This is a genomic window from Nocardia sp. NPDC051030 (assembly GCF_040683015.1).
In the GTDB taxonomy this organism is placed as follows: Bacteria; Actinomycetota; Actinomycetes; order Mycobacteriales; family Mycobacteriaceae; genus Nocardia.
In genome coordinates, this window is sequence record NZ_JBFBCD010000004.1 from 224,766 (window position 1) to 237,472 (window position 12,707).

At 66.4% G+C, this 12,707-nt stretch carries 10 protein-coding genes; 6 read left to right on the plus strand and 4 right to left on the minus strand.

Features of this window, described 5'->3' with window-relative positions; genetic code table 11:
* Positions 1 to 165 precede the first annotated feature (165 nt).
* Positions 166 to 1,776, plus strand: coding sequence for an NAD(P)/FAD-dependent oxidoreductase (locus AB0N05_RS14675; RefSeq protein ID WP_364692925.1), 1,611 nt, complete (start codon positions 166 to 168; stop codon positions 1,774 to 1,776).
* 69 nt (positions 1,777 to 1,845) lie between these two features.
* Here the strand turns inward: AB0N05_RS14675 and AB0N05_RS14680 are convergent, their stop codons facing one another.
* Entirely contained in the window at positions 1,846 to 2,880 is a 1,035-nt protein-coding gene (locus AB0N05_RS14680; protein WP_364692928.1) for an alpha/beta hydrolase family protein, read from the minus strand.
* 305 nt (positions 2,881 to 3,185) lie between these two features.
* On the opposite strand from AB0N05_RS14680, the gene AB0N05_RS14685 reads away from it, so the two are divergent.
* Positions 3,186 to 4,556: a serine hydrolase domain-containing protein gene (locus tag AB0N05_RS14685; RefSeq protein WP_364692931.1), complete on the plus strand. Its 1,371-nt coding sequence runs from the start codon at positions 3,186 to 3,188 to the stop codon at positions 4,554 to 4,556.
* A gap of 93 nt (positions 4,557 to 4,649) precedes the next feature.
* Complete coding sequence (locus AB0N05_RS14690) at positions 4,650 to 5,120, plus strand: YbaB/EbfC family nucleoid-associated protein (RefSeq protein ID WP_364692934.1); 471 nt, start codon at positions 4,650 to 4,652, stop codon at positions 5,118 to 5,120.
* On the opposite strand, the gene AB0N05_RS14695 is transcribed toward AB0N05_RS14690, so the two are convergent.
* Positions 5,114 to 5,935, minus strand: a complete 822-nt coding sequence (locus tag AB0N05_RS14695; RefSeq protein WP_364692937.1) for a dienelactone hydrolase family protein — start codon at positions 5,933 to 5,935, stop codon at positions 5,114 to 5,116. The two genes, AB0N05_RS14690 and AB0N05_RS14695, sit on opposite strands and share 7 nt — an antisense overlap.
* A gap of 195 nt (positions 5,936 to 6,130) precedes the next feature.
* Here AB0N05_RS14695 and AB0N05_RS14700 point away from each other — a divergent pair, with 195 nt between their 5' ends.
* A complete protein-coding gene (locus AB0N05_RS14700; protein WP_364692940.1) occupies positions 6,131 to 7,897 on the plus strand; it encodes a long-chain fatty acid--CoA ligase in 1,767 nt (588 codons plus the stop codon).
* A gap of 95 nt (positions 7,898 to 7,992) precedes the next feature.
* Here AB0N05_RS14700 and AB0N05_RS14705 read toward each other — a convergent pair whose 3' ends face one another.
* Both AB0N05_RS14705 and AB0N05_RS14710 read right to left on the minus strand, forming a co-directional pair.
* Positions 7,993 to 8,247, minus strand: a complete 255-nt coding sequence (locus AB0N05_RS14705) for a hypothetical protein (protein WP_364692943.1) — start codon at positions 8,245 to 8,247, stop codon at positions 7,993 to 7,995.
* A 104-nt stretch (positions 8,248 to 8,351) separates the two neighbouring features.
* Positions 8,352 to 8,762, minus strand: coding sequence for a PaaI family thioesterase (locus tag AB0N05_RS14710; RefSeq protein ID WP_364692946.1), 411 nt, complete (start codon positions 8,760 to 8,762; stop codon positions 8,352 to 8,354).
* Here AB0N05_RS14710 and AB0N05_RS14715 point away from each other — a divergent pair.
* Together AB0N05_RS14715 and AB0N05_RS14720 are read left to right on the plus strand one after the other, a co-directional pair.
* Positions 8,761 to 12,009, plus strand: coding sequence for a BTAD domain-containing putative transcriptional regulator (locus AB0N05_RS14715; protein WP_364692949.1), 3,249 nt, complete (start codon positions 8,761 to 8,763; stop codon positions 12,007 to 12,009). The genes AB0N05_RS14710 and AB0N05_RS14715 overlap by 2 nt on opposite strands.
* 364 nt (positions 12,010 to 12,373) lie before the next feature.
* On the plus strand, positions 12,374 to 12,595 hold the full coding sequence (locus tag AB0N05_RS14720; RefSeq protein WP_364692952.1) for a DUF397 domain-containing protein: 222 nt from the start codon (positions 12,374 to 12,376) through the stop codon (positions 12,593 to 12,595).
* Positions 12,596 to 12,707 lie beyond the last annotated feature (112 nt).

A 12,707-nucleotide genomic window follows, 5' to 3' on the forward strand; every position in this document is an offset into this window, starting at 1 on the left:
GCCTTACAACGCATGCAGCAGTCGAGAAGGCATGCGGCTTCCGTCGTCATTCACATTCACCGAGGTCTGCGGCTCCTGGTCAGTGGGACCGGGGGTCGCGACCTGCCGTCTGCGGCTCGACTATATGCCTAATAGAAATACCGCTATGAGGTTGAGAGGTCGCGCATGCATTCCAGCGCCGAGCAGGGCAGTCCATACGATGTGATCATCATCGGCGCGGGATTCGCCGGGCTCTACGGTGTCCATAAGGCGGCCTCCGCCGGGTTGACCGTGCTGGGGTTGGAGGCCGGTGAGAATGTGGGCGGGACCTGGTTCTGGAATCGGTATCCGGGGGCACGCTGTGATGTGGAGAGCGTCGACTACTCGTACTCGTTCGATGAGGACTTGCAGCAGAGCTGGACCTGGACCGAGCGTTATGCCACACAGCCGGAGATCCTCGCCTACATCAATCATGTGGCCGATCGGTTCGACCTGCGGCGGCACTACCGCTTCGAACAGCGGGTCAGCGCGGCACGTTTCGACGATGCCACCGCGACCTGGACGGTGAGCACCGAGGGCGGCGACGAATACCGTTCCCGCTTCGTGGTTTTCGCCACCGGCTGCCTGTCCGCGCCGATCAAGCCGAATATCCCCGGCGTGGAAACCTTTGCGGGCGAGGAGATCTTCACGGCCCGCTGGCCCGAGGAAGGCGCGTCGATGGAGGGCAAGCGGGTCGGCGTGATCGGCACTGGCTCCTCCGGTATCCAGGTTTCGCCGATCATCGCGCGACAGGCCGAGGCGCTCACCGTCTTTCAGCGCTCCCCCAATTTCAGTGTGCCGATTCCGAACCGGCCGTGGACCGATGAGGAGCAGCACACCATTCGCGCCACCTATCGGCAGCGGCGTGAGAAGTCGTACTACGCACCGGCCGCCACGCCGCACGCCAGCATTCAGACCAAGGCTCTCGAGCTGAGCGCGCAGGAGCGCGAGGCGGCCATGGAGGATCGCTGGAATCAGGGCGGCGTGCTGTTCAACAAGGTCTTCCCGGACCAGAACAGCGACATCACCGCCAATGAGCTGGTGCGTGATTTCGCGGTGGCCAAGATTCGCGCCAAGGTCGAGAACCAGTCCGTGGCAGACGATCTCATTCCCACAGATCACCCGATCGGAACAAAACGCATCTGCACCGACTCCGGGTATTACGAGATGTTCAATCGCCCGAACGTCTCACTGGTGAACCTGCGCCGCGAGCCCATCGAGGAGGTCACCCCGACCGGCATACGCACCGCGGATAAGTTCATCGAGCTCGACACCCTGGTCTACGCAACCGGTTTTGACGCCATGACCGGCGCGCTGCTGCGCATCGACATCCACGGCACGCGGGACACCCGGCTGGGCGATACCTGGGCCGATGGGCCGGTCACCTACCTCGGCTTCGGCATTCCGGGCTTCCCGAATATGTTCAGCATCAACAGCGTCGGCACCCCGTCGGTGATGGCGAACATGGCCGTGCACTCCGAGCAGCAGATCGAGTGGGTCATCGACCTCATCGAGCATTGCCGCGCGAATGGCCTCAGCCGGGCGCAGGCTCGCGAGGAGGCCGCCATCAAGTGGACCGACCACCTGATGGAGGTCGCCGAGGGCACGCTGTTCGTGAAGGCCAACTCCTGGTACCTGGGCTCGAATGTGGAGGGCAAGAAGCGCGTATTCATGCCCTACATCGGCGGTTTCGGCAATTACCGCCGGTACTGCGACGAGGAGCGCGAGAACGGCTACCCGAACTTCGAGCTCAGCTAGTCGCTCCGGAACACACACGGCCGCAGTCGGTTTCCCGACTGCGGCCGTGCCGTTTCCCCGCCCGGGAAATCAGTTGGCGGGCAACCCGAGCCCCGCGGCCAGCACCGGCCAGGACTGTTTCAGGTCGTCCTGCCAGTAGCCCCACGAGTGGGTGCCGGTGGGCTGGATGCTGAAGGTGGCGGGGATGCCGAGCTGATGCAGCTTGGCGGCCAGATTGGTGGTGCAGTAATTGGTGGCGGCTTCGATCGCGCCGCCGACCGTCAGTTGATTGGCCAGCCCGCCCACGCCGGGGAGGGTGTGCGAGCCATTGAGGGTGTCCCACCGGCCGGGGAGCCCGGAACCGCTGGAGATGAACAGGTTCAGGCCGCGCAGCTGGTCGGCGTGCACGTAGGGGTCGTTGGCGGCCCACATCGGATCGCCCTCGGGGCCGTACATGTTCTCGCTGTCGCCACCGCCCGCGGCGACGACCAGATTGGCCGCGTTGTATCCGACCGGGTCACTGATCTGCGCACAGCCGCTGTAGGCGGCGACCGACTGGTAGAGGCCGGGTGCCGCGATCGGCAGCTGCAAGACCGAGGTGCCCGACATGGAGAAACCGGCGATCGCATTGCGGCCGTTGGTGTTCAGGGCGCGGTCGATGAGCGGCGGCAGTTCTTCGGTGAGGAAGGTCTTCCACTTGTTCACGCCCAGTTTGGGATCCGGCGCGCGCCAGTCGGTGTAGTAGCTGAACGCGCCGCCGACCGGCTGCACCACATTGACGTTCTTGCCGGACAGGAAGCTCAGCGCATCGGACTGCTTCTGCCAGGTCGCGGTGTCCTCGCCGCCGCCCGCGCCGTTCAGCAGGTAGAGCACCGGCGTCGGCTGCGAGGTGTCGGCGGCGCGCTGCACGTCGATCTCGATGTTCTTGTCCATGGCGGCCGAATAGACCTGCAATTTCAGCGTGCGCTCGCCGGTGGCGGTGCTGGAGGCGATGCGCGAACCGTCCGCCGAGGTCCCGGCCGGGTTCAGTCCGGGGGCCGGAGCGGCGGAGGCCGCGGCAACTGGTAGCAGGACAGTTGCGGACAAAGCCACGACGGCAGCGCCCCAGATCTTCGTTGAACGCAAGCCGGATCTCCTTCGGCAGGTTGTTTCCAGATGGCAAGACTCAGCGGTCACCCTGCCCAATGCCACTGTGCGTTTGCTGGCTCGAAGCTGAGCTAGTGCTGAGAGGGCATGGTCCGCGCAGGTCGCGGCGTCGCGGACGGCCCGGTGACCTGGGTCACCGAGCGCGCTCGACGGCCGGTCAGGGCCACCGACAGCGGCTGTCGGCGGACTGTCAGTGGGCTGTCAGCGGGTGTCGGCAGAGTCATGTCCATCGGAAGCGCCGGACGAAATGCGCCGGGCACGAAGGAAAGCTGAGAGGTACCGCCATGTCGGACAACACCGCACTGTCGAAGTTCATCGAGACCACCGCCGCCGAGTACGGGATCCCCGGCGTCTCGGTCGGCATCTTCGCCGATGGCCGCGAGATCTTCGCCTCGCACGGTGTGACGAGCATCGAGAACCCGCTGCCGGTCGACGAGCACACGCTGTTCGCGCTCGGATCGATCAGCAAGATCACCACCTCGACCGCGCTCATGCGGCTGGTCGCCGAGGGCAAGGTCGACCTGGACGCGCCGGTGCGCCGGTATGTGCCGGAGCTGACACTGCTCGACGAGGAGCATGCCGCCGCGATCACCATCAAGCAGCTGCTCAATCACACCGCCGGTCTGGACTGGAGCATCATCAATGACACCGGCGAGGGCGAGGACGGACTGGCGAAGTTCGTTGCGAGCCTCGCCGAGATCCCGCTCATCGGCGAGCCCGGCGGGCGCAGCTCTTACAGCCAGGCGGGCTTCAACCTGCTCGGCCGGGTCGTCGAGAACGTCACCGGCCAAACATTCGAAAAAGCCGTCGCCACAATGGTTCTGGAGCCGATCGGCCAGGCGGAGTCCTTCTACCTTCGCGATGACATCATGACCCGCCGCTTCTCCGCGGGGCATGAGCGCGAGGAGAACGGCGAGCTGTCGGTGTCGCGCATCTGGAAGGGCACCCGCGCCAATAACCCCGGCGGCGGCCTCGCCTCCACGGTGTCCGACCAATTGCGCCTGGCCCGTTACCATCTCGGCGACGGCCGCACCGAGTCCGGTGAGATCGTGCTGCCCGGCGACGTGATCCGCCTCATGCGGGAGAAGACGGTCGATCTGCGCGCCAGTCTGCTCGGTGACGCCCACGGCCTGTGCTGGTTCCTGCGCACCATCGACGGCGTGCAGACGGCCGGGCACGGCGGCTCCGGCTACGGCCAGTTCGGCGAATTCCTCATTGTGCCCGAACGCGATTTCGCCATTGTCGTGCTGTCCAATGCCAGCCCCGACAGCATCGTCTGCAATCAGGCCATTGTGCGCTGGGCGCTCGAGCACTACCTGAATGTGATCGACAAGGACCCGGAGCCCATGCCCTACAACGATTCCCGCGCCCGGGAGATCATCGGTGTGTACGCGAACGACGCCATGACCATCACCGTCACCGCCGACGACGGCGCGCTCAACCTCGAATGCGTGATCAAGCCAGAAATCCGTGCGGCCTCCGAAACCCCTATGCCACAGGATCACCCGCCGTTCCCCTTCGGCCTGCTACCCGGAGACGAGTACATCATCACCAGCGGCTCCTTCCAGGGCCAGCGCGGCTTCTTCAGCCGCGACGACTCCGGCACGGTCACCGGCATCGACCTCGGCGGCCGCCTGTTCCCCCGGGCCTCCTGAATCCGTTCGACCAACGCCCCTCCGCATCCACGGCATGCCATTAACTTGTGGCAGAAGGCTGTACGAAACGATTCACCCGAGAGGAGATCGGTCATGGCCGAGTCGGTGGAGGGGCGGTTCGAGGAGATCGCCCGGAAGGCTCGGCGGGTGCAGGACGCGGTGGAGCGGGTGCGGGGGTCGGCTCAGGTGGCGGGGGTGCGGGTCGAGGTGTCGGCGGATGGGCGGATCACCGCGCTGGAGTTGGCGGATCCGGTTCTCGCGCAGGCGATCAGGGATGCGCACGCGAGGGCGCTCGAGCACGCTTCGACGCAGGTTGCGGAGCGGCGGCGCGAGCTTGCGGAGGACCCTGCGGTGGCGGCGGCGCTGCGGCGGTTTCTCGAAGTCGGCGAGGCACCGGCCGGGGTACGCACCCCCGCCGATGACCCTGCGGCGGCGTCGACGCTGCCGCGGTTTCCCGAGGTGGGCGAGGTACCGGCCGATTCACGCAACGCTGTTGATGATTGGGACGACCCCGGCCATGAGAACCCGTATGCCTTCCCTCCCGATCTCGGGCGGCGCTATTGAGCGGTCAAGCGGTCGCGGAAGAAGGCGAGGATTTCGTCTCGGGCTGCCAGGGTCGGCTGGCCCTCTTCATCGATCAGGTGGGCGGTGACGACGCTGTGGGGGCTGGCCACGTGGGTTGTGAAGAACGGGGCGGTATCGGGATTGGCGGCGTTGTCGGGGAGGACTCGGCCGATGAAGCGGTCGCCGAGAGCTTCCGAGTAGGCGGCGAAGCGCTGGGCTTGGCAGAAGCGGTCGCCGGAGAAGCGGTAGGCCAGGACGGTCAGGTCGTCGCGGTCGAGGCGATCTCGGACCGCGGCCAGTTCGTCGGGAGCGATGTGCAGGCCCGCCGGGTCGTTCAGCGGGAGGGTGGGTTGGGACAGGACCGGGGCGAGCATGGCGGGCTCGAGCATCATGGTGAGGGCGAAATTGCCGGTGAAGCACATGCCGATCGCGCCGACGCCGGGGCCGCCGCACTCCTTATGGGCGAAGCTCGCCAGGCCGCGTAGCCAGAGAGTTACCGGACTGGATTCGTCGGCGGCGAAGGCGCGGAATTCGGCGCTGACGCAGGCGCGGCGGAAGACGTCGGCGCCTTCGTCGGCACTGACCACGGCACCGTCGCGGCCGAAGAGGGAGGGCATGTAGACGGTGAATCCGGCTTCGCGGACCCAGCGGCTGAAACGGGCGACATGGGGGCTGATTCCGGGCATTTCGGTCATGACGAGGACTGCGGGGCCCGTGCCGGAGACATACACCTTCTTCGTGACACCGTCGATGGTGATCTCGCGCGGATCGAAGTCCGTGAGCGGGTCGTCGGAGTGCATGTCTTGCTTACCCATTGCTCAAAGTCCTTCGGTCGCATGGCCGTATCGCGTGAGGGGCCAACCTCAGCAGTGCCGTGAGTATTCCATGAGGCGGGTCCGGGCTTCGACCGTTGTTGACAAGCGAGGCGCAGATCACCGGGCCGCAGACTTGAGTTTGCCGTACGTATGCTGACGGGTAGTCGATCCGATCCGGCAAGGAGAGTTCGCGCTATGACAGCAAGCCCGGCCACCACCATGTGTGCGGCATTTCAGGCGACCATTGCCCGGACTCCGGGGGTGGTGGGGGTGCGTACCGCGGGGGATCGCCGGGCCATGACGTTCGGGGAGTGGGGCGAGTGGGCACGGGAGATCGCGGGTGGCTTGGCCGGGCTCGGGGTGCGGGCGGGCGATCGGGTGGCGCTCATGATGACCAATCGGCCGGAGTTCTATCCGGTGGATACCGCGGTGGTGCATCTGGGGGCGGCGCCGTTCTCGATGTACAACACGTCCTCCCCCGAGCAGATCAATCATCTGCTGACGGATTCGGGGGCCGAGGTCGTCGTGTGCGAAGAGCAGTTCCTCACGTCGATCGACAAGGGGCGCACGGGAACCCGTGTCAAGCATGTGGTCTGCATCGACGCGGAGATCGAGGGAACGCTGAGCCTGGACCAGGTCGCGGCCGCGGTCGACCCGGACTTCGATTTCGAATCGACCTGGCGCGCAGTACAACCCGATGATGTGCTGACGCTCATCTACACCTCGGGTACGACCGGAGCCCCCAAAGGCGTGCAGCTCACGCACGCGAACATGCTCGCCATGGTCCGGGCCACCATCAGCCTCGCGAACGCCACCCGCGATGAGCGAGTGCTGTCGTTCCTGCCCTCGGCGCATATTGCCGATCGCTGGTCGGCGCTGTATTTGAGCATGTACCTGGGCAATACGATCACCACCGTCGCCGATCGCGCCGGTTTCGCGCCCGGGCTCGCCGACTGCCGCCCCACCCTGCTGGGCGCGGTGCCGCAGGTGTGGCAGAAGCTGCGCGGCGGCATCGAGGAGAATCTGAGCGAAGCGACCGGCGCGAAGGCCAAGCTCGCGAAATGGGCTGTGGCCGTTGGCCGCCGAATGTCCGATGCCCGCCTCGATGGCGACCGGATCGGCCCGCTCCTACGCGCTCAGCACGCCGTCGCCGACTCACTGGTCCTGTCCAAGGTCCGCACCACCCTGGGCCTCGACAGCATCAAGGTCGCGATCTCGGGCGCGGCCCCGGTGTCACCGGAACTGCTGCGCTACTTCAATGGTCTGGGCATCGAAGTCAGCGACGCCTGGGGCATGTCCGAGCTCTCGGGCATGGCGAGCATCTGCCCGCCGGGCCAGGTCAGGCCAGGCACGGTCGGAAAACCCGTGGACGGCTTGGACGTTCGAATCGCCGACGATGGTGAAATCCTGGTCCGAGGCCCGCTGGTCATGAAGGGCTACCTGAACCAGCCCGAGCAAACCGCCGAGATCATCGACCCCGAAGGCTGGCTCCACACCGGCGATATCGGCGACCTGGACCCCGACGGCTATCTCCGAATCGTCGACCGCAAAAAGGAACTCATCATCAATGCGGGCGGCAAGAACATGTCGCCCTCGAATATCGAGAACTGGATCAAGGCCTTCGCCCCCATGATTGGCCAAGCCATCGCGATCGGCGACAACCGCAAATACAATGTCGCCCTCATCAGCCTCGACCCCGATGTCGCCACCGCCTTCGCCGAAAAACACGGTCTCCCAGCCGATCCCGCCGTACTCGCCACCCACCCCGAGCTCGAACGCACGGTCGCCGACGCGATCGATCAGGCCAACACCAAACTCTCCCGAGTCGAGCAGATCAAGAAATTCCGCATAGTCCCCGACTTCTGGCAGCCCGGCGGAGCCCTCGTCACCCCCACCATGAAGCCCCGCCGCAAGCCCATCCACGAACGGTATTCCGCAGTGATCGAAGACCTCTACACCTGAACGCGAACCACCCGAACGCGCAGGCCACGACCAGAATGCACGAAGCCCCGGGATGCTCCCTGCTGGGAGCCGCCCGGGGCTTGGTCAGTCAGGCGTCAGCGACCCGAGCCGGAGTGCGGGCGGTGATGGTGAACGTCATTGCAGAGACTCGACAGGTCGATGTCCTGCGTGATCGCCGAGCACACCGGATCGGCCACTACCTCGTCGGGCGCGACGGTGGTGACCTCGGGCTCTGTGACGCTCAACGGCTCCGCGAAGGCCGCGGACGGGCTGATGATGGTCAGGGTCGCGGCAGCGGCCGCAACCAGCCCGGCCATCCCGGCGGTACGACGACGCATGGTCTTGTTCATTCGAAAATCCTTTTCCCGGGCCGAATTTCGTAGCGCGGGTAACGGCCCTCTCCCCACCCCGCCGGGGAGGTTATCACTATCAGGTGACAATGCCGCAAGGGCTTTCAGAGAACGGCTTGGGTCTGGGTCACCTTGGCGATGAGTTTGTCTGCGTCGTCACGGATTTCGGTTTCCACGACGATGAAACTGCGGCCCGCGTGGAGGGGTCGGGCGGTGGCGGTTGCGTGGCCGGAGCGCAGGGCCCGGAGGAAGTTGGTCTTGGATTCCACGGTGGTGGTTCCTTGCTTGCCTTCCGGGAGGTTCAGATAGGCGCAGACCGCGGCGGTGGCGTCGGCCAGCGACATGAGCGCGCCGCCGTGCATGGCTCCGCCGAGGGTGCAGAGGGATTCGTTCCACGGGAGTCGGGAGCGGACCTGTGCGGGTCCGCATTCGAGGACCTGGACGCCCAAGCCCTCGGTGAAGGGCATGGTCGCGAACAACTGGGTGCCGAGGGGATCCACTGCGATGTCGGTCATGCAGACGACTGTGCCGGACTCGCTGCCGCGGGTCGATTACCTCCCGGGTAATGCGTGCCGCCGCGAACAGGGTGCCGGGCGGTTCTGGAAGACTCGCCGGGTGCGGGTTGGTGTGCTGGGTCCGATTCAGATGACTGCGGATGATGGAACGGCGGTGGAGATCGCCGGGGTCCGGGTACGGATGCTGGCCGCGCGGCTGGCCCTCGAAGCGGGCGGCGTCGTGCCCGTACCGGCACTGATCGACGGTTTGTGGGGTGAGGACCCGCCCAGCGAGGCGGCGGGCGCGTTGCAGGCGCTGGTGTCCAGGCTGCGGAAGGCCTTGCGCGGAGTCGGGACCGTGGAGTTGACCTCCGGGGGATACCGGCTGCCGGGCGTGGTGGTGGATGCCGAGCGGTTCGAGGAGCTGGCCACACAGGGGCGGCGCGAACTGGCGGCCGACCGGGCCGAGGCGGCCGCGTCCGCGCTCACGGAGGCGCTGGGATTGTGGCGGGGTGCGGCCCTGACGGATGTACTGGACGCGCCCTTCGCGGGCAGCGCCGCCGTCCGACTGGATGATCTGCGCGCCGGTGTCATAGAGGATCGGTTCGAGGCCGAGCTACGCTCGGGGCGCTTCGCGGACATCCTGTCCGACCTGGAGGTGGCCGGGGCCGAACATCCCTTGCGGGAACGGCTGGCCGCATTGCGCATGCGAGCCCTGGCGGCCGCCGGACGGCAGTCCGACGCACTGGCCGTGTACGAGGACATGCGCGGCCGTCTCGATGAAGAGCTGGGCATCGACCCGTCGGCCGAGCTGCGGGCGACGCATCTGGCATTGCTGCGGGGCGAGCTGGAAACGCCCACTGCGCGAAGGGAACCCGTCGGCAGTAAGTTGCCCGCCCGGTTGACCAGCTTCGTCGGGCGCGATGAGGAGCTCGAGGAACTCGGTCGGCTGCTCACCGAATCCCGGTTGATCACCATTGTCGGCCCCGGCGGTGCGGGCAAGACCCGGCTCGCACTCGAAGCGATGGACCGATACCACGGCGGCCCAGTGTTTTTCGTGCCGTTGGCCGAAGTCGGTGCGCCCGACCAACTGACCGATGCCGTCGCAGGCGCACTGGACAACGCCTCCGGCGAGCCACGGACGGACAAGACGGACCGGCTGGCGGAACTGCTGGATGTCGGTGCGGCAGTGTTGGTTCTGGACAATTGTGAGCACCTGATCGAGGCGGCCGCCGAACTCGCCGAACGTCTGCTCGACCGGCTCCCGCAGTTGCGCATACTCGCCACCAGCCGGGAGTCCCTGGCCATTACCGGTGAGACGCTGTGGCATCTCGCACCACTCGCGGTTCCGGCCGGGACGCCGGAACTCGAAATAGCGGAAAGCTCTTCGGCCGTACGCCTTTTCATCGACCGTGCGGTGGCCGTCCGCCCCGGATTCATCCTCGACGAACGCACGCTCGGCCCGGTGCTCGAGATCTGCCGTCGGCTGGACGGCATGCCCCTGGCCCTGGAACTCGCGGCGGCGAAACTCCGGTCCATGAGCGTCGATCAGATCGCGCAACGGCTCGACGATCGTTTCCGCCTGCTCACTTCGGGCAGCCGCACCGCATTGCCGCGCCAGCGCACCCTGCTCGCCCTGGTCGAATGGAGCTGGGATCTCCTCGAAGAACCCGAAAGAATCCTTGCCGCAAGGCTTTCCCTGTTTCCCGGCGGCGCGACGGTCGAAGCCCTGGAGACGATCTGCACTGACGACGCAATGCCCGAGAGCGAGGTGTTGTATGTCCTCGGCGCGCTGGTAGAGAAGTCCATTGTGGAGTCCACCGGCGATGGCACGCCCCGCTATCGGATGCTGCACACCATTCGCGCGTACGCCGCCGAGCAGCTGACTCGATCGGGCGAGGACTTCTCCGATCGTTTCGCCGAGTACTTCCTCGCCCGGGCGGAAGAACACGAGCCCTTCCTCCGCACCGGCGAGCAGCTCCATGCCATCGCCCTGTTCGATGCCGAACACGCGAATATGGCCGCCGCTCTCCGCGGAGTGCTGGCCGCCGGAGACCCGGATCTTTCCTCTCGCTTCGTCCGAGCCCTGTTCTGGTACTGGGGAATTCGCGGGATGAGCACCCAGTTCGAGACGTCCCTGGCGGAGGTGCGCGGCCTGGGCGACGCCCTGAGCGATGGAGCCCGCGCGGCCTTGCGGGTGATCGAGGCGATGGCGGGAGGCCTCGACGTCGAAGCGCAGTGGGTGTCGGAGGTCGTCGCCGACTGCGAGGCCACCGGCGCGCTGGAATTCCACCCCGCGCTGCCGCTGTGGACCGCCTTGCTGGCCTCGCGCGCGGGTCTGGAAGATCTTGCCGAACAACAATTCCGGCGGGCAATGGACTGGCCCGACCCTTGGGTGCGCGCCAGCGCCCACCTCGTACGCGATGTCGCCCTCACCGGACAGGGCCGCCTGCCCGACGGTGCGTCGGCACGAGGCGAGGCCCTGCACGATTTCGAGATCATCGGCGACCGTTGGGGTCTGGGTGTCGCGCTGCTCGCCGTGGGCCGCGATCATTCGCTGCGAGGCGAACACGACCAGGCGATCACAATCTTCGAACGAGCCGTGGCCATCGCCTCCGAACTGGACATGGAGGACGACATCCTCGCCAGCAGAAGCGAACTCGCCGTCGAACGCATGCGCGGCGGCGACCTGGCCGGGGCCGCCCGAGACATCGGGGCGGCGCTACGCTTGGCCGCCGACCGCGGCTTCTCCCGCCTGGCCGCCGTAACCCTCTTCGACTCCGCGGAGCTCCATCGCCGCTCCGGCGACATCCCTCGCGCCGACAAGGCCCTCGACGATCTCGAACAACGCATCCGCCGCCTGCATTATCCGGAAGCGCTGGCCGCCAATCGAATCGTCACGGCCCGCCTCGCCAACCGCCTCACCGCGGGCGACCCGTCCGCGGCGCGCACCCTGCTACCCCGGGTGGTCGCGGCCTCCTTCACCTACGGCGACTCGGCCACCATCGCCCTGGCCGAGGCCCAGACGGCCCAGCAACTGGCGAAACTCCTCCTCCTGGAGAACAACCCGACCTCCGCCGCCACCGCCCTCGGCCTGACCGAGCCCCTCCGCGGCATCTTCGACCACGGCGATCCGGAGCTACGGTCCCTCACCGCCGACCTGACCACCCGCCTGGGCGAGGCCGACTTCCAGCATGCCTACCGTCTCGGCGCCACCCTCCCCCGCCCGGCAGCCCTCGCCCGCCTCGCCGAGGAGTCCCGCCGCTGACCCGGAATTACATACCGCTCACCTACCTCCTCGAGCCCCTGTTCAACCAGCTCCTCCACCTCTACCTCTTGAAAACCGGCCGGGTCGCTGTCAAGGGGGTGAGGGTGTCCAGAAATCTCGTCGATCATGACCGCGGATAGCCACGTACCCCGGCATCTCTCACCCGCAGGGGCGCTATCTGCGGCACCGTGGTTTGTCGGTGGGTCGCCGTAAAGTTGCGTCCATGAGCATTTGGACACATCGACCGGTGCGAGCAGCCGAATTCAGTTGCGCGGCCGGTGGTTCGGATAGCACTGTGTTTGGCGTAAGTGATTCACATGAAGGGCCATGGGGAGTGGCCCTCCGGGGGAAGGATTCGAATACCATGAACTGCAATATCACTCGCGGGGAGCATCGCGGCCCGAAGTTTGCCAAGAGCAGCTTCAGCTACGGTGGCGGCGACTGCGTAGAGGTCGCCTACCACGAAGGCCGGATCGCAGTGCGTGATTCCAAGGATCGGCACAGCCCGACCCTGTGGTTCACGAAGTCCGAGTGGCGAGCGTTCAGGTCAGGTGTGCGGGCCGGCGAATTCGACTTCGGCGACTGACGTGCAGGTGGTGTGGGCCCCCGTTGCTGCGGCAACACCACCCCACACGACGGCCACCCCCACCACGGCGCAGGGCAAAAATATATAGGAAGGAAAAACAACAAAAAAACAA

Coding starts and splice junctions, on each gene's coding strand:
- AB0N05_RS14675 (WP_364692925.1), top strand. CDS start 166: ATGCATTCCAGCGCCGAGCAGGGCAGTCCATACGATGTGATCATCATC.
- AB0N05_RS14715 (WP_364692949.1), top strand. CDS start 8,761: ATGCAGACGACTGTGCCGGACTCGCTGCCGCGGGTCGATTACCTCCCG.
- AB0N05_RS14710 (WP_364692946.1), bottom strand. CDS start 8,762: ATGACCGACATCGCAGTGGATCCCCTCGGCACCCAGTTGTTCGCGACC.
- AB0N05_RS14690 (WP_364692934.1), top strand. CDS start 4,650: ATGGCCGAGTCGGTGGAGGGGCGGTTCGAGGAGATCGCCCGGAAGGCT.
- AB0N05_RS14700 (WP_364692940.1), top strand. CDS start 6,131: ATGACAGCAAGCCCGGCCACCACCATGTGTGCGGCATTTCAGGCGACC.
- AB0N05_RS14695 (WP_364692937.1), bottom strand. CDS start 5,935: ATGGGTAAGCAAGACATGCACTCCGACGACCCGCTCACGGACTTCGAT.
- AB0N05_RS14720 (WP_364692952.1), top strand. CDS start 12,374: ATGAACTGCAATATCACTCGCGGGGAGCATCGCGGCCCGAAGTTTGCC.
- AB0N05_RS14705 (WP_364692943.1), bottom strand. CDS start 8,247: ATGAACAAGACCATGCGTCGTCGTACCGCCGGGATGGCCGGGCTGGTT.
- AB0N05_RS14685 (WP_364692931.1), top strand. CDS start 3,186: ATGTCGGACAACACCGCACTGTCGAAGTTCATCGAGACCACCGCCGCC.